Origin of the sequence: Nodosilinea nodulosa PCC 7104, from assembly GCF_000309385.1 — a bacterium.
GTDB classification, from domain to species: domain Bacteria; phylum Cyanobacteriota; class Cyanobacteriia; order Phormidesmidales; family Phormidesmidaceae; genus Nodosilinea; species Nodosilinea nodulosa.
In genome coordinates this window covers 4960795-4977479 of sequence record NZ_JH976537.1, presented here as the reverse complement: position 1 = coordinate 4977479, position 16685 = coordinate 4960795, and the positions used below count along the sequence as shown (strand labels likewise).

Genomic DNA, 16685 nt, shown 5'->3' with positions numbered 1-16685 from the left:
GAGCGCGATGGCTGCCTCTGCCGCTGAATCCCTTGCTAGACAAGCTATGTCGCGGGATAGATATTGACCTAAATTAAAATGACATGGCTTGTTGACATCGAGCGTATTTAGTAAAATTGAATACAGAAACAATAAGTTGACGTTCATCTTGAGGCCAGCCTGGGGCAGTTGCTCCATCTGCTCTAGACGGAAGTAAGGAGATTGACTCCTGAAGGAACGCACCCTGCTTACGCAGTTTGTTAAATCCTTTGTCAACAGGAGGCGTTACATGAAACTTTGCTATCGCGGCGTGGAATACGACTATAACCCGCCTTCTCTCGAAGTGCGGGAAAGTGAGCTGACCGGTTGCTACCGGGGCAATAGGCTGAATTTTTCCTACGTGAGCCATGTGCCGGTGCCCCAGCCGGTGGCTGACTACAACTATCGCGGCGTAGGCTACAGCACCAATTCCCAAGGACAGGTGCAGCCTACCACGGAAGTTGCCCAGCGGCAGCCGGTATTTCAGGCCGGGCGAGTGTCTGCTGGTCAGGGCTTACGGGCTCGGCGGCACCTGCTGCGGGAAGCAGCCGATGCCCACCGCATCAACATTCAGCGATCGATTCAGCACCGCATTGAAGTGGCTCGTGCCCAGGGCAACGATCAGCTTTTGACTCAGCTTGAGGACGAGCTGCACAAACTGGCCTAGCTGCCTAATCTAATGCTATGCGCCGCTGACTCAGCGTTTTGCTGTAGCTGGAGCAGTGAGGGGTACCCCAGGTAGGGTGCCCTTTTTCTTTGGGCTGGCCGCAGTGAGGAGCCAGTGGCGATCGCGGACAAATAGATTGACAGAAATATAGCCATATAGTTATAAAAGGGAGGAGGCTTTTGCCTTGCTCCCTTTATTTTTGGTTGCAATCATGACTACATTTTTAGAAAGCCGCGATCGCGATAGCTGGTGGGGGCGATTTTGCGACTGGGTGACCAGTACCGAAAATCGCCTGTACGTGGGATGGTTTGGGGTCTTGCTGATTCCCACCGCCCTGGTGGCAGCCACGACCTTCATTCTGGCGTTTATTGCCGCTCCCCCGGTGGATATCGACGGCATCCGTGAGCCGGTTAGCGGCGGATTGCTCTACGGCAACAATCTAATCACGGCGGCTGTGGTGCCGACGTCCAATGCCATTGGGCTACACTTTTATCCCATCTGGGAGGCCGCCAACCTCGATGAATGGCTGTACAACGGCGGCCCCTACCAGCTGATTATTTTCCACTTCTTGATTGCCGTCTATGCCTACATGGGGCGGCAGTGGGAGTTGAGCTACCGCCTCGGTATGCGGCCCTGGATTCCGGTTGCTTTCTCTGCCCCAGCTTCTGCGGCAACGGCGGTGCTATTGATTTACCCCATCGGCCAGGGGAGTTTTTCGGATGGGCTAATGCTGGGCGTTTCTGGCACATTCAACTTTATGATTGTGTTCACCGCTGAGCACAACGTGCTGATGCATCCCTTCCACATGCTGGGTGTAATCGGCGTTTTTGGTGGAGCCCTATTTGCGGCAATGCACGGGTCGTTGGTGACATCCTCCCTGGTGCGCGAAACGACCGAAGGGGAGTCTCAAAACTACGGCTACCGATTTGGTCAGGAAGAGGAGACTTACAATATTGTGGCGGCCCACGGCTACTTTGGCCGTCTCATCTTTCAGTATGCTTCGTTTAACAACTCCCGATCGCTCCACTTTTTTCTGGCCGCCTGGCCAGTGATAGGGATTTGGTTTGCATCCCTGGGCATTAGCACAATGTCGTTTAACCTGAACGGGTTTAACTTCAACCAGTCCATCCTGGACGGGCAAGGTAGACCTATTGCAACCTGGGCCGACATTTTAAACCGGGCCAACCTTGGCATTGAGGTTATCCACGAGCGCAATGCCCATAACTTTCCGCTGGATCTAGCGTCGGGTGAAGCGCTGCCGGTGGCCTTTGTCGCCCCGGTCATAGCGGGTTAGGTTTGCGGGCCAGTCATCCGTCAGCGGTTTTAACTGTGCTCCAACCCCAACGCTCATGGCTCCCTCTAACGGGGCGCTGTGAGCGTTGGGGCAAGCTTGCAGATTTCTGTACCTCCTAATCTCCTACTCCTGCAAGCTTTCCTGAACTGGCGCTGTCATTTTCTGTAAACCCGCCATCAGACCGTTTTGCGACCAGAACGGGATGCTTTCTTGATCTAGGCTGCGCGATCGCTGGGTGCCAATCATGGCTACCTGGCCCGTAAGCAGGAAGCTGGTAAAGCTGGCGATTACAATCACCGGGAGCATCGTAGTACCCGACAGCACGCTGAGAATAATACTGGTGCTGATGGGGGTTTTGGTCACGGCCACGTTGACGGCGGCCATCAGACACACCATGGCCAGGGTTGGGTGAATTTGGGGCACCGCCAGGGCGATCGCCAGTCCGACATTGGCGCCAATGAAAAACAGCGGAAAAATAAACCCTCCCAAAAAGCCCGAGTGGAGCGTAAAGCTAATCGCAAACATTTTTGCCACCGCAATCAGCAGCAGCATCGTCACTCCCAGCGTCATACCAGTGTCGATGACGGTGTGGATTTGCTGCTCACTAAAAAACAGCGTTTGGGGAAAGAAGAAGGCGATTAGCCCAATGGAAAGCCCGCCCAGGGTGGCCAGCACAATGCGGTAGTGTTCCAGCGGCTCTAGCAGCTGGCCAACAGCGCGAAAGATGTAGATAAACATGACCGCTACCCCTGCCCCAATGGCCCCCAAGAGCAAACCCTCCAACAAATTGATGGGGATCAAAGGCGGCACCGATTCAAAATGATAAAAGCCGCCGATGGTCATGCCTGTGCTAATGCGAAAAACAGCAAAGGAAAAAATAGCAGATATGACAGCTGGGCCGATCGCTTCGTAATATTCGAGCCCGCGCCGATGGGGAATTTCTAAGGCAAACATAGCGGCCCCAATCGGTGCCCCAAAGAACGCGCCGAGGGCCGCACTCATGCCGCAAAACGTCAGCACTCGCACCGTGGTGGTATTGACGCGCAGGGTGTCGCCCAGCCAGCTGCCAAAACTGCCGTTTACCTGAACCAGAGGGGCCTCAGGGCCAGCGCTACCGCCCGAGGTAATAGCGATCAGGGAGGCAATCACCATGGCCGGGGTTTTGCGAATATCGATGCGGCCAGGGTTGTGAATTCTATCTACGACCTGGGCCATCTCGCCGGGCAATCCCATGAAATAGAGCACCAGGCCGACGCAAAAGCCGCCGACGGTGGTGGCTATCCACACATAGTTGTCGGTGGGCAGCCAGGCGGGGAAATAGGGCTCAATTTTTTCGGGTAGCGTATGCCAGACGCCGTGCATCAGGGTTTCTAAAACGAAGTAGTAGAGCGTTGCTACGACACCGCCAATGATGCCGATCAGCCCTGCACATAAAACAAGCTGAGGATAGGTAAGCTGTCCCGCCCCCGCACCTTCTCCTTCGGAAATGGCTGCGGTTTGGGACGCTGATTGGGTCAAATCCGATTGTGTTGTCACTGCCTGAATCCTCAGCAAATTTCAGAATTGCTCAACTAGGGCGGCCAATCTACCTGCCGCTTGCCGCTGCCTGGGGCCCTGGCTCGGTGGCTGAGCGTGCTACTGTACATCGAGAAAAAACGCCTGCGGCGCTTCAATACAAAGCAGATGAGTTTTTTAATCCCTTGCTCTTGCCTATCAAACTACCGATGTTGATAGAGGTGTTTGGTGTGTTCAGCTACAAAATATTTTTGCGAGAATAAAAGCTACATGTCCCCCATGCAATTCCTGCATTCCCGTAAGCGGTAAGCCCTCTTTAGCGTAGTTCAGGGCTGATTAACTGACAAAAGTTCTGATGTAAGTTGGTGTTTGGCAAAACAAAAACCAACACCAGAAACGTTTTTTGGGTTACGCTAACGCTAACCAAACCTACGGCAAAATCAGGGTTTCAAGGGTTTTGTCAGTCAACCAGGGTTGGGGATAACTTAGCGGCTGTCTATGGGGTATTTTTGTATTTTTAAAGACATACGCTATTTATGGGTTGCCCCACAGCCTGTGCCGGTACAAGCTGGAGCTAGTTTTGTTCTGGCCTTGTCATGAATTGAGCATAAATCTTGCTCATAGACCCGTTGAACCGCTGGCGATCGCGCCGCTCCCCCGAGTGAATCAGCGTCAACCAGCCTGGATTTCAAGCGCCTGCGCGGGGTGATGCCAAGGCCTGTTTGGCTACTGCCCATGGCCTGGGCAATAATCTGGGCGATGACCTGGGGCGCAGGCCCTAAAACCACCAGGAAAAACCCTGCGTCTATTTTCTTTACTTTTCTACCCCAAAGTCTAATCGAGTTCTCATCTTTGAGCAGGGGTTGACTCTTTATATAAGACCTATCCACTGCTCAGCTCTGCCTTTAGCCACAACGTTTTTTGCCCCATCCATTTGCCTACCCCAAGGAGCCTCTATGAAACTCGCTGGAAAAGTTGCCCTGGTAACCGGCAGTAGCCAGGGCATTGGCCAGGCGATCGCCATTCGCCTGGCCGAAGCCGGTGCCCAGGTGGTGATCAACTATCGCTCCCACCCTGAGGGGGCAGACGAAACCCTGGCAAAGGTGCGGGCAGCGGGCGGCGATTGCCACCCGGCTGAAGGCTACTGCGACAACGACAGGGGCTACAGCATTGGCGCCGATCTGGGTATGGTGGACGATGTTCGACGTTTGATCGCCGAAAGTGTGGCCCACTACGGCAGGCTGGATGTGCTGGTCAACAACGCCGGGATCGAAAAAAATGCCCCCTTTTGGGAGGTTACCGAAAAAGACTTTGACGCCGTAATCAACGTCAATTTGAAAGGGGTTTTCTTCGCCACCCAGGCGATGGTGCAGCACCTGATCGAAACCCAGCGCCCCGGCAAAATCATCAACATTAGCTCCGTCCACGAAGAGCTGCCGTTTCCCAATTTTGCCGCCTACTGCGCCAGCAAAGGCGGCCTAAAAATGCTCACCCGCGATCTGTCGGTGGAGCTGGCCCCCTACGGCATCACCATTAATAATGTGGCTCCGGGGGCGATCGAAACGCCGATCAATACCAAGCTGCTCAACGATGCCGAAAAGCTGGGTGCCCTGCTCAAAAATATCCCCCTCGGCCGGCTGGGGCAGCCTAAAGATGTATCGGGGCTGGTGGAATTTCTGGCCTCTGGCGATGCCGACTACATCACGGGCAGCACCTTCTTTGTCGACGGCGGCCTGACCTGGAACTATCAGGAGCAGTAGGACGTTCTATGCTGTCTTCCCTCCGCCGTCACTGGCCAGAGTATGCGATCGAAGCCTGGGGGCTGGGCCTGTTTATGGTTTCAGCGGGCGGGTTTGCGACCCTGCTGTTTTACCCCAATTCCCCCGTCTATGCCCTCATTCCCAGCGGTGGGCGGGGGGTGCTAATGGGGGTGGCTATGGGGCTGACCGCGATCGCGATCATCTACTCGCCCTGGGGCAAGCGCTCCGGTGCCCACATCAACCCGGCGGTGACCCTGGCCTTTTTTCGCCTCGGCAAGCTGGCCCCCTGGGATGCCTTTTTCTACGTGGTGGCTCAGTTTATCGGCGGCCTGGTGGGGGTCTGGCTGGTGGCGATCGCGCTGCAAACGGCCTTTACCGACCGGCCCATCGACTACATAGTGACGGTACCCGGCCCCTGGGGATGGCCCGCCGCTTTGCTGGCGGAATTCATCATGGCCTTTGGGCTGATGCTGATGGTGCTGGTAGTCTCGAACCACAAGCGCTGGTCTCAGCTCACAGGCCTCTTTGCCGGGCTGATGGTCGCCACCTACATCACCTTTGCCGCGCCGATTTCGGGTATGAGCATCAACCCGGCCCGCAGCTTTGCCTCGGCCCTGCCCGCCCAGGTCTGGACCGCCTTCTGGATTTACTACTTCGCCCCGCCCCTGGCGATGCTGGCAGCGGTAGAGGTCTATCTGCGCTGGACCAGGGCCAACCCCCGCCACCTCTGCGGCAAGCTCTGCCCCAATGTTGAGACGCCCTGCCTCTGCACCAGCTGCTGCTGCGAGGCCGATACCCCAATGGCCTAGCCCAATTGCTCGCCAGGGGATTGTTCCCTGGTGGAACTACGTCCGTCAGCATCTTGCACCTGTCCCTGCCCTGCCCCGATCGCCCTCTTCCCTGGAGACCGCCCCATGGCCGACATTCTCGAACGCATTCCCAATCCCTTTTGGCGAAGCACCCAGGCCGCCGTTATGGGGGCCTCGGCAACGGGCATTTTGGCCGCAGGGCTGCTGGGCCTGGCCAAAATTGACGATGGCCTCCTGCATCGGCTGACCCTCTACGGATCGCTGGTGGGAGCCGGAGCTGGAGCAGTGTTTGGGCTGGTGGGGGTCAAACCCCGGCTGCCTGAGACCAGGGTGCAGCCCCAGGCCAGCACAACCTGGCAGGACTGGCGCAACTTCGTGGTCGAGCGCAAGGTGCCGGAAAGCCAGGAAATCACCTCGTTTTACCTGAAGCCCCTGGATGGGGGGGCGCTGCCGGGCTTTGTGCCGGGGCAGTTTTTGACCATTCGGCTGCCGATTCCGGGTCAGCCTCGCCCCGTGATTCGCACCTATTCCCTGTCGGACTATGCCGACGATCCGGCCCACTACCGGCTGTCCATTAAGCGGGAAGGCCCACCTAAGGATCGGGACGTGCCGCCCGGCGTAGCTTCTCACTTCATGCACGACCAGGTGCAGGCGGGCTCGATTATTGAAGCTAAGCCCCCGGCGGGCAAATTTGTGCTGGATGTGCTCAGTCCCCGTCCGGCGGTGCTGATTAGCAACGGGGTGGGCATCACCCCCATGATCAGCATGGCCAAGGCCGTCAGCCAGCGCAACCCGGCCCGCCCTCTGTGGTTTTTGCACGGAGCCAGGGACGGCAGCTACCACGCCTTTCGAGATGAGGTGGGGGCGATCGCGGCCCAAACCCCCAGCCTCAAGGTTCACTACTGCTACAGCCGCCCTCGGCCAGACGATGCCAGCCACTACCACAGCACGGGCTACGTCGATGCCGAGTTAATTCAAACGCTGCTGCCCGTGGCTCCGGCGGATGCCGACTACTTTTTGTGCGGTTCGCCGTCGTTTATGGACTCCCTGCGATCGGGCCTGATGGCTCTGGGCGTTCCTCCGCAGCAGATCCGGTTTGAGTCTTTCGCCAAAGCTGCCCCCACGGCGAAGGCGGCTGTCGACCCGGCGGCGGTTAACTCAGCGGCTGTCGACCCGATTGGCGCTGCCGCCACCGCCGAAGTCGTTTTCGCCAAGTCGGGCAAAACTGCGACCTGGACCCCCGCCGACGGCACCCTGCTGGAGTTTGCCGAAGACCAGGGCCTGGAGCCTGACTACAGCTGCCGGGCCGGGATCTGCCTCACCTGCATGTGTCGCCTGGAGTCTGGTGAGGTGGCCTACGAGGAACCGCCGACCGGCACCCCTGAACCTGGCTCGGTGTTAATCTGCGTGTCTAAACCCCAAACAGCCCAGGTGGTGCTGGATTTATGAGCCACTTTGGATTGGGGTTTTGCTTCGTGGGTCCATAGATTTCGGTCTTGCTCTGGGCGGTTTGTAGGTTCGACCCACGCTACTTTATCTGTGCTTACTATGACTTCCCATTACGACATCATTATCATCGGCACGGGCGCGGGCGGCGGCACCCTGGCCTATCGGCTGGCCCCCAGCGGCAAGCGCATTTTGATTTTGGAGCGGGGCGACTTTTTGCCCCGCGAAAAGGCCAACTGGGATGCTCGCGAAGTTTACCAAAACGAGCGCTACCACACCCATGAAACGTGGGTTGACGGGGCGGGCAAACCCTTTCGCCCCCAGATGAGCTACTGGGTGGGGGGCAACACCAAGGTCTACGGGGCGGCGCTGCTGCGGCTGCGGGAGCGAGACTTTGAGGCGGTGGCGCACGTTGACGGCATCTCGCCGGAATGGCCGCTCAAGTACGCAGATTTTGAACCTTACTACGCCGAGGCGGAAGCTCTATACCAGGTGCATGGCCGGGCGGGGGAAGACCCGACCGAGGCGGGGCGGAGCAGCCCCTTTCCCTACCCGGCGGTGAGCCATGAGCCCCGCATGGCGGCGATCGCCCAAACCCTCACCCACCAGGGGCTAACTCCCTTTCACCTGCCGCTGGGCCTGAACCTCAACGAGGTGGACAAAACCCTGGGGGCCTGCATTCGCTGCGATTCCTGCGACGGGTTTCCCTGTTTGGTGCAGGGCAAGGCCGATGCGGAGGTGGTGGGCATTCAGCCGATTCGCCACGCCGTCAATGTCACCCTGCAAACCCAGGCCCAGGTCACCCGGCTGATCACCAGCCCCTCGGGCCGCCAGGTGACCGGAGTAGAGGCAATCGTCCACGGGGAACCGCAGACCTACCAGGGCGACATTGTAGTGCTGGCCTGCGGTGCGATCAACTCGGCGGCGCTGCTGCTGCGATCGGCCAGTGACCAGCATCCCCAGGGCCTCGCCAATGGCTCTGACCAGGTGGGGCGCAACCTGATGAAGCACCTGACCACCGCGATCGTGGCGCTGGAGACCACGCCCAACCCGGCGGTGTACCAAAAGACGATTGCGGTCAGCGACTTCTACTGGGGCGACACAGATTTTGACTACCCCATGGGGTTTGTGCAAAACACGGGCAACGTGCTGCGGGATATGATTCCGGCGGAAGCGCCCAAGCTGCTGGCGCCCTTTGTCAAACTGGTGCCGGGCCAGGAGCTGGAGCGGGTGAGCCAGTACGCCACCGGCTGGTGGCTGCAAACGGAGGATTTGCCGGAGCCGAGCAACCGGGTGCAGGTGCTGAATGACCAAATCCAGCTGCGCTACAAGCCGAACAATACCGCTGCGGGCGATCGCCTGATTCACCGCTGGACCCAAATTCTCAAAGCCAGCGATCGCGCCGAACACGCCATTCCCTTTGGCATTTACCCCCGCACCAAGACCCCGATTCAGGTGGTGGGGCACCAGTGCGGCACCTGCCGTTTTGGGGAAGATCCCGCCGCATCGGTGCTGGATTTAGACTGCCGCACCCACGACCTGGACAACCTCTACGTGGTAGACGGCAGCTTCTTTCCCTCCAGCGCGGCGGTCAACCCGACGCTGACGATTATGGCCAATGCCCTGCGGGTGGGCGATCATCTCCTCGGGCGGCTAGGGTAGAGCGATCGCCTGGAGTAACGCCATGAAAAAGCCTGCGATCAAACCGCTGCGGCTAGTTCTGCTGTTTCTCACGGTGGGTCTGTTTGCCGCCTACGTGCCCCATCCCCAGTTGGGGCCACCGCTGCCCCAAGAATTGATCGAAAACCTCCGATAGAGTGGGCAATGCCCATCAGTCGTCCAATTGCTGAACCAGACTCCTAAAGAAGATCACGCGATGAACCCCAAAGACCTTTTATCTCAACGGGTGCAGCTGCACTACGCGATTCAATTCATGGCTGCGGTGGGTATGGCGCTGGGAGAAGCGCGATCGGACGAGAGCCAGATAACGCTGGATTGGAATACCAATGTGCAGGGTTTTGTCGGCCAAAAAATTCCCGGTACGCAGATTCAGGTGGCGCTGGTGCCGCAAACGCTGACTGGCCTAATTCTGCAAGCTGATCAAACCGTAGCAACCCTGTCTCTGGTGAGCAAAACCATGGCCGAGGCGCTGGACTGGCACAGAGCCGAATTGGCCAAGCTGGGTGTCGCCGCAGAGACTGTCAAACTGCTGGACTATCCCCCCGATGACTTTCCCGATCACCCCCTGGCCCACGGGGCGGCCTTTGCAGCCGGGGATGCGGCAGCGCGCCAGGGAGTAGCCGCTTTCTACGCAGAAACCCGTCCGCTGCTAGCAGAGATGATGGCGGCGAATCCGGCGGCATCCCCCATCTATATCTGGCCCCACCACTTCGATATAGCCACGCTAATGACCTACCCCGGCCCGACGGAAGCGGAGGCCAAGTACCTCGGCGTCGGCCTATCCCCTGGGGATAAGGGCTACGCCGAACCCTACTGGTACGTCACGCCCTATCCCTGTCCCGACGTGGCGAAGCTGCCGGAATTGCCCGTGGGCGGATGGCACACGGCAGGCTGGGTGGGCGGCGTTTTGACCGCATCCCAGGTGCAGGATGAGTCCACGCTGCGAACGTTCATCAATGCAGCGGTGGCGGCCTCGAAGGATTTGTTGGGGGTGGAGTAGGGGCGTGAGGTCGGACGCCCATCGGCCAATGTGCCCGTGGGGGCGAATGGCATAGAGCCTCCGGATCGGCTAAGCCTACGCCCCTACCGAAACCACGAATTTTGGAGAGTACCTATGGTTTTGTCATCAAAATGGGTGAGGCAGTTGTTTCTGTCCTTTGCCGTCTTTTCTGTGATGTTGCTGGTGCCCTACGCACCGGGCTTCTCCCAGGGTGTGCCAGAGGGTCCTTCTGCCGTAACCCTGGCTCAAACTGCCGTAGCCCCCATTGCGGTACAGCAGGTCGCCACGGTGGGCATGACGGTTTCGGATATGGATCGGGTGCTGCCGTTCTACACCGACGTGCTGGGCTTCCAGAAAATCTCGGATATTGAGGCTTCCGGGGCCGCCTACGAGCAGCTAGAGGGGGTGCGCGGGGCGCGAATGCGGGTGGTGCAGGTGCAGCTTGGCAGTGAGGCGATCGAGCTGACGGATTACCTGAACGCCGAGGGTCGCCCGATTCCGCTGGACTCTCGCAGTAACGACCACTGGTTTCAGCACGTTGCCATTGTCGTCAGCGACATGGATGCGGCCTACCAGCGGTTGCGCGAGGCTAAGGTGCAGTTTGTGTCGAACATGCCCCAAACCCTGCCGGACTATTTGACGGCGGCAGCGGGCATCAAAGCCTTCTATTTTCAGGACCCCGATCGCCACAATCTAGAGGTGATCTACTTTCCCCCCGGCAAGGGCGACCCCCGCTGGCAGGAGCCGACGGATCAGGTGTTTTTGGGCATTGACCATACGGCGATCGCCACCGCCGACACCGACACCAGCCTCGGTTTCTACCGTGATCTCCTCGGCCTGAGAGCAGCTGGGAAAAGCGAAAACTACGGCACCGAGCAGGAGCACCTAAACAACGTGTTTGGGGCGCACCTGCAAATCACCGGACTGCGTGCCCCGGCAGGCCCCGGCGTGGAATTCCTCGACTACCTCTCCCCGCCGGGAGGTCGCCCGATTCCAGCGGATCTACAGGCCAATGACCTGGCCCAGTGGCAAACTACCTTAATAGTGGCGAATGCCGAGACTGCTGCTGGCCAGCTTCGGCGGGCCGGGTACGATCCAATCTCTAACAGCGTAGCCACCCTGCCCAGTTCTCAAATTGGCTTTGCCAAAGCCTTTTTGGTGCATGACCCCGACGGCCACGTAATCAGAATCGTCGAAAAGTAGGCGGCGCAATTTCCAGAGCAATTTTAGCCTCCCCCACTCCCCATCCCCCCCACTTCCCCCACTCCCCCATCTCCCCACCTCCCCCATGAACATCCAACTCAGCCAAGCCCTCTGCAACGACCTGCCCAACGCCGAAACCCGCGAGTGGCTGGTCACCAACGGCATTGGCGGCTACGCTTCGGGCACCGTGGCCGGACTGCTCACTCGCTGCTACCACGGGCTGCTGGTGGCGGCCCTTGATCCGCCCCTGGGCCGCACCCTGCTGCTGACCAAGCTGGAGGAAACAGCGAATTACGGTGGGCAGAGCTATCCCCTCTCCACCAATCGCTGGGCCGATGGCGCGATCGCCCCCGAGGGCTACCGACAGATGGAGCGCTTTAGGCTGGAGGGCACCCTGCCCGTGTGGCGATTTGAGCTGGGGGATGCGCTGCTGGAGAAGTGCCTCTGGATGCAGCCGGGAGCCAACACCACCTATATTCGCTACTCTCTGCTGCGCGGCACCCAGCCGCTGGAGCTTAGCCTCAAGGCCCTGGTCAACTACCGCGACCACCACGGCAACACCCAGGCCAACGGCTGGCAGATGGCGGTGGAATCTGTTGCCCACGGCGTTCGCGTCACCGCTTTTCCAGCGGCGACGCCGTTTTATTTGCTGGCGGATAAGGGGGAGTTTAGCCCTGCCCAGAGCTGGTTCTACGGCTTTGACCTGGCGGTGGAGCGCTACCGGGGGCTGCGCGATCGCGAAGACCACCTCCACGCCGCCAGCCTGACCGTGACCCTGCAACCGGGAGAATCCCTCACCGTCGCCAGCAGCACCCAGCCCAGCCCCAGCCTCAATGGGGAAATGGCCCTGCAACAGCGGCGAAACTACGAGCAGAAAATCCTCGGGTTTGGGGCAGCGTCAAAGGTCCCGAACCCTAACGATGAGGGGGCCGAGCAGAGGGCAGCCCCCGCCTGGATTCAGCAGCTGGTTCTGGCCGCCGACCAGTTCATCGTCGATCGCGGCACCCCCACCGACCCCACCGGCAAAACGGTCATTGCGGGCTACCACTGGTTTGGCGACTGGGGCCGCGACACCATGATTGCCCTGCCGGGGCTAACCCTGAGTACCGGACGCCCCGATATCGCCCGCTCCATCCTGCTCACCTTTGCCCGCTTTGTCGATCGGGGCATGCTGCCCAACCGCTTCCCCGACGCGGGCGACGTGCCGGAATACAACACCGTCGATGCCACCCTCTGGTACTTCCAGGCCATCCGCGCCTACCACGAGGCCACCGGAGACGACGACCTGCTGCGGCAGCTCTTTCCGGTGCTGGCGGAGATTCTCGACTGGCACCAGCGGGGCACCCGCTACCAGATTCACGTCGATCCCGCCGACGGCCTGCTCTACGCGGGCAAACCCGGCGTGCAGCTCACCTGGATGGACGCCAAGGTGGGCGACTGGGTGGTCACCCCCCGCATCGGCAAGCCGATCGAGGTGAATGCCCTGTGGTACGGAGCGCTGCGATCGCAGTCCCGCTTCGCCCAAATTCTCAACCAGCCCGATCCCTACGGCCCAATGGGCGATCGCGTGGCCCAAAGCTTCAGCCGCTTCTGGAACCCCGACACCGGCCACTGCTACGACGTGCTCGACGGCCCCGACGGCCCCGACCCGGCCCTGCGCCCCAACCAGATCTTCGCCGTTTCCCTGCCCGACAGCCCCCTGGGTGCCGACCAGCAGCGGCAAATTGTCGATGTCTGCGGCCAGCAGCTGTTGACCTCGTGCGGGCTGCGATCGCTCGCCCCCAGCCACCCCAGCTACCAGGGCCACTACGGCGGCAACCCGCTCCAGCGCGACGGCGCCTACCACCAGGGCACCGTCTGGGGCTGGCTGCTCGGCCCTTTTGCTCTGGCCCATTACCATGTCTACCAGGACCGCGCCCAGGCCCAGCAATTTCTGCAACCCCTGGCCCACCACCTGCACGCCCACGGCATCGGCACCATCAGCGAAATCTTCGACGGTGATGCCCCTTTTACGCCCAGAGGCTGCATTGCCCAGGCCTGGTCGGTAGCTGAAACCTTGAGAGCCTGGATGGTAATGGCAGGTGATGGGGTGACGGGGTGATGGGGTGGTGCGGTAGTGCGGTAGTGCGGTGATGAGATAACGAAAATTAATCCACGCCCCACGCCCCCACGCCCCACGCCCCACGCCCCACGCCCCACGCCCCCACTCCCCTACTCCCCCACCCCCCAAACCCATGACCCCCGAACACCAACGCCTGACCGAGATCCGCGAAACCGGCACCCCCTGGAAAAAATGGGGCCCCTACCTCAGCGATCGCCAGTGGGGCACCGTCCGCGAAGACTACAGCGCCGACGGCTCCGCCTGGGATAGCTTTTCCCACCAGCAGTCCCACAGCCGCGCCTATCGCTGGGGCGAAGACGGGCTGCTGGGCATTTCCGACGACAGGCAGCGGCTCTGCTTTGCTCTGGCCCTGTGGAACGGCAAAGACCCGGTGCTGAAGGAGCGGCTGTTTGGCCTCACCGGCAACCAGGGCAACCACGGCGAAGACGTCAAGGAATACTATTTCTATCTGGATAGCACCCCCACCCACTCCTACCTGAAGGCGCTCTACAAGTACCCCCAGGCCGAGTATCCCTACGGGAGGCTGGTGGACGAGAACCAGTGCCGAGGGCGCGATCAGCCGGAGTTTGAGCTGCTGGATACGGGCGCCTTCGACGAAAATCGCTACTTCGATGTGGGGGTGGAATACGCCAAGGCAGACCCCGAGGAGATTTTGATTCAGATCACCGTGGTCAATCGGGGACCAGATGCGGCCACCCTGGCGGTGCTGCCGACCCTGTGGTTTCGCAACACCTGGAGCTGGGGCGACACGGTCGAGAAGCCCCGGATCAAGCTGGCCGAGAGCCGGGCCGATTTTTGCACCCTGGAGGCCAGCCACGGGGAGCTGGGCGATCGCTGGCTCTACTGCGAAAGCCACGACAACTGGCACGGCGACAGCCCAATTTTGTTCACCGAAAACGAGACCAACAACCAACGGCTCTACGGCGGCAAAAACCCGTCGCCCTACGTCAAAGATGCCTTCCACCGCTACCTGATCGAGGGCGATGCCGCCGCCCTCAACCCCGATCGCGTGGGCACCAAAGCCGCCGCCCACTACACCCTGCACTTCGGCCCCGGCGAGACCCGCCTGATTCGCCTGCGGCTGAGCCATCGGCCCCAGCTCGATCGGCCCTTCGATGACTTTGAGGCGCTGCGGCAGGCTCGCCTGCAAGAGGCCGACCAGTTCTATCGCCACCTCACCCCCTTTGCCCTCAGCGACGACATGAAAAATGTGCAGCGGCAGGCCTTCGCGGGCCTGCTGTGGACCAAGCAGTACTACGGCTACGGGGTCGAGCGCTGGCTCGAGGGCGACCCCAACAACCCACCGCCACCGGAGAGCCACCAGACCGGGCGCAACCACCAGTGGACCCATCTGGATGCCGACGACATTATCTCCATGCCCGACAAGTGGGAATACCCCTGGTTTGCCGCCTGGGATCTGGCCTTCCACTGCATTCCCCTGGCTCTGGTCGATGCCGAATTTGCAAAGCACCAGCTCGACATCATGACGCGGGAGTGGTACATGCACCCCAACGGCCAGATTCCGGCCTACGAGTGGGCCTTTGGCGATGTCAACCCGCCCGTCCACGCCTGGGCCGCCTGGCGCGTCTACAAAATTGAGCAGAAAATGTCGGGCCAGGGCGATCGCCAGTTTCTAGAGCGCGTCTTTCAAAAGCTGCTGCTGAACTTTACCTGGTGGGTCAACCGCAAAGATGCCCGGGGCAGCAACGTGTTTGAGGGCGGCTTTCTGGGGCTGGACAACATCGGCGTGTTCGATCGCAGCGCTCCTTTGCCCACGGGCGGCTACATCGAGCAGTCCGACGGCACCAGCTGGATGGCGATGTACTGCCTCAACATGCTCACCATTTCCCTGGAGCTGGCCCAGGAAAACCCCGTCTACGAAGACATGGCCACCAAATTCTTCGAGCACTTCATCTACATTGCCGACGCCATGAACCACATGGGGGTCAGCAAGGCCGAACTCTGGGACGAGGCCGACGGCTTTTTCTACGATGTGCTGCACCTGCCCAACGGCGAGCGGGTCAAGCTCAAGGTGCGATCGATGGTGGGGCTGATCCCTCTGTTTGCGGTAGAAACCCTGGAGCCCGACCTGCTGAAAAAACTGCCCAGCTTTCGAGAGCGGCTGGAATGGTTTGAGCAGAACCGCCCCGACCTCGGCCACAACGTCGCCAGCCTGGTCGACGAGGGGGTGGGCAAGCGGCGACTGCTGGCGGTGGTCAAGCCCGACAAACTGCGGCGCATTCTCGACAAAATGTTGGATGAAGCCGAATTTTTAGGTCCCCACGGCATTCGCGCCCTCTCCCGCTACCACCTGGCGCAGCCCTACAGCTTCGACGCCTGCGGCAAAGAGCACCAGGTCCACTACGAGCCCGCCGAGTCCAGCTCCGGGCTGTTTGGCGGCAACTCCAACTGGCGGGGGCCGGTGTGGTTTCCGGTCAACTACCTGCTGATTGAGTCGCTGCAAAAGTTTCACCACTACCTGGGCGATCGCTTTATGGTGGACTGCCCCAGCGGCTCTGGCGAGCAAAAGTGCCTGTGGGAGGTGGCGCTCGATCTCGAAGATCGCCTAATTGGCACCTTCTTGCAGGATGCCACCGGACACCGCCCCATCTACGGCGGCACCGCCATCTTTCAGCAGGACCCCCACTGGCACAACCACCTGCTGTTCCACGAATACTTCCACGGCGACAACGGCGCTGGCATCGGCGCCAGCCATCAAACCGGCTGGACCGGGCTGGTGGCCAAAATGATTCAGCAGTGTGCCGAGTACACCCAGGAGGAGTGAGCTAGCTGGGCGCAACTCTCACGGCCCCATTATCGTAGGGTGCGTCATCGCTTGGCGTGACGCACCAAGCCCAGACCTAGTGGTGCGTCGGAATGTGTCAACAAAAATGAGACAGAAACTAAAAACAAATTAGTGTGGAACCGCCTGGCTGTTAGGAGCTGCTATCGGTGGATTGATCCAAACGGCATTGGGCACCACGGGTGGAGTGGGCGGATGATGGACAAAGCGCTCAGGATGGGCGAGATAAGCCGTGTTTAAAACGGCTTGTCGTTGCTGAGTGACGACGTCAGCTTGGCCTGAATGCATCACCTCAGGGGTCAATAGACCAATGCCCCCATGATGATGGACTTGGTTATACCAGGCAAAGAAGTGTTGGCAAAAGGCCC

General features: G+C 60.0%; 13 protein-coding genes, 1 pseudogene and 1 riboswitch. Of the genes and pseudogenes, 12 read left to right on the top strand and 2 right to left on the bottom strand.

Going from position 1 to position 16685, the window contains the following annotated elements; genetic code table 11:
- Positions 1-138 precede the first annotated feature (138 nt).
- Positions 139-223: riboswitch (Glutamine riboswitch) on the top strand.
- Positions 224-268: 45 nt separating this feature from the next.
- Positions 269-685, top strand: coding sequence for an arginine synthesis PII-interacting regulator PirA (gene pirA / locus LEPTO7104_RS0122990; RefSeq protein ID WP_017300942.1), 417 nt, complete (start codon positions 269-271; stop codon positions 683-685).
- Positions 686-896: 211 nt separating this feature from the next.
- Positions 897-1979 carry a photosystem II q(b) protein gene (gene psbA, locus LEPTO7104_RS0122985; protein WP_017300941.1) on the top strand — a complete coding sequence of 361 codons (1083 nt, stop codon included), beginning with the start codon at positions 897-899 and terminating at the stop codon, positions 1977-1979.
- 123 nt (positions 1980-2102) lie between these two features.
- Here psbA and LEPTO7104_RS0122980 read toward each other — a convergent pair whose 3' ends face one another.
- Entirely contained in the window at positions 2103-3497 is a 1395-nt protein-coding gene (locus LEPTO7104_RS0122980) for a chloride channel protein (protein WP_017300940.1), read from the bottom strand.
- Between the two features lie 8 nt (positions 3498-3505).
- Between LEPTO7104_RS0122980 and LEPTO7104_RS40360 the strand changes: the two genes are divergently transcribed.
- From LEPTO7104_RS40360 to LEPTO7104_RS0122935, 10 genes are all read left to right on the top strand, one after another.
- Positions 3506-3757: a hypothetical protein gene (locus LEPTO7104_RS40360; protein WP_155523741.1), complete on the top strand. Its 252-nt coding sequence runs from the start codon at positions 3506-3508 to the stop codon at positions 3755-3757.
- A 693-nt stretch (positions 3758-4450) separates the two neighbouring features.
- Positions 4451-5254 (top strand): SDR family NAD(P)-dependent oxidoreductase, encoded by an 804-nt coding sequence (locus LEPTO7104_RS0122975; RefSeq protein ID WP_017300939.1) that lies wholly within the window; start codon positions 4451-4453, stop codon positions 5252-5254.
- A gap of 8 nt (positions 5255-5262) precedes the next feature.
- The gene (locus LEPTO7104_RS0122970) at positions 5263-6063 is read left to right on the top strand and encodes an MIP/aquaporin family protein (RefSeq protein ID WP_017300938.1); all 801 of its coding nucleotides are present in this window, start codon (positions 5263-5265) and stop codon (positions 6061-6063) included.
- Positions 6064-6168: 105 nt separating this feature from the next.
- Entirely contained in the window at positions 6169-7512 is a 1344-nt protein-coding gene (locus LEPTO7104_RS0122965; protein WP_017300937.1) for a 2Fe-2S iron-sulfur cluster-binding protein, read from the top strand.
- A gap of 99 nt (positions 7513-7611) precedes the next feature.
- Positions 7612-9171 (top strand): GMC oxidoreductase, encoded by a 1560-nt coding sequence (locus tag LEPTO7104_RS0122960; protein ID WP_017300936.1) that lies wholly within the window; start codon positions 7612-7614, stop codon positions 9169-9171.
- A gap of 22 nt (positions 9172-9193) precedes the next feature.
- A complete protein-coding gene (locus LEPTO7104_RS42470) occupies positions 9194-9325 on the top strand; it encodes a hypothetical protein (protein WP_017300935.1) in 132 nt (43 codons plus the stop codon).
- 60 nt (positions 9326-9385) lie between these two features.
- Positions 9386-10189 carry a hypothetical protein gene (locus tag LEPTO7104_RS0122950; RefSeq protein ID WP_017300934.1) on the top strand — a complete coding sequence of 268 codons (804 nt, stop codon included), beginning with the start codon at positions 9386-9388 and terminating at the stop codon, positions 10187-10189.
- A 114-nt stretch (positions 10190-10303) separates the two neighbouring features.
- Positions 10304-11392, top strand: a complete 1089-nt coding sequence (locus tag LEPTO7104_RS0122945) for a VOC family protein (RefSeq protein ID WP_017300933.1) — start codon at positions 10304-10306, stop codon at positions 11390-11392.
- An 85-nt stretch (positions 11393-11477) separates the two neighbouring features.
- The gene (locus tag LEPTO7104_RS0122940) at positions 11478-13493 is read left to right on the top strand and encodes an amylo-alpha-1,6-glucosidase (protein WP_017300932.1); all 2016 of its coding nucleotides are present in this window, start codon (positions 11478-11480) and stop codon (positions 13491-13493) included.
- Positions 13494-13626: 133 nt separating this feature from the next.
- On the top strand, positions 13627-16299 hold the full coding sequence (locus tag LEPTO7104_RS0122935) for an MGH1-like glycoside hydrolase domain-containing protein (RefSeq protein ID WP_017300931.1): 2673 nt from the start codon (positions 13627-13629) through the stop codon (positions 16297-16299).
- A gap of 129 nt (positions 16300-16428) precedes the next feature.
- Here the strand turns inward: LEPTO7104_RS0122935 and LEPTO7104_RS41790 are convergent.
- Positions 16429-16685, bottom strand: a pseudogene (locus LEPTO7104_RS41790) (IS3 family transposase); the annotation flags it as partial.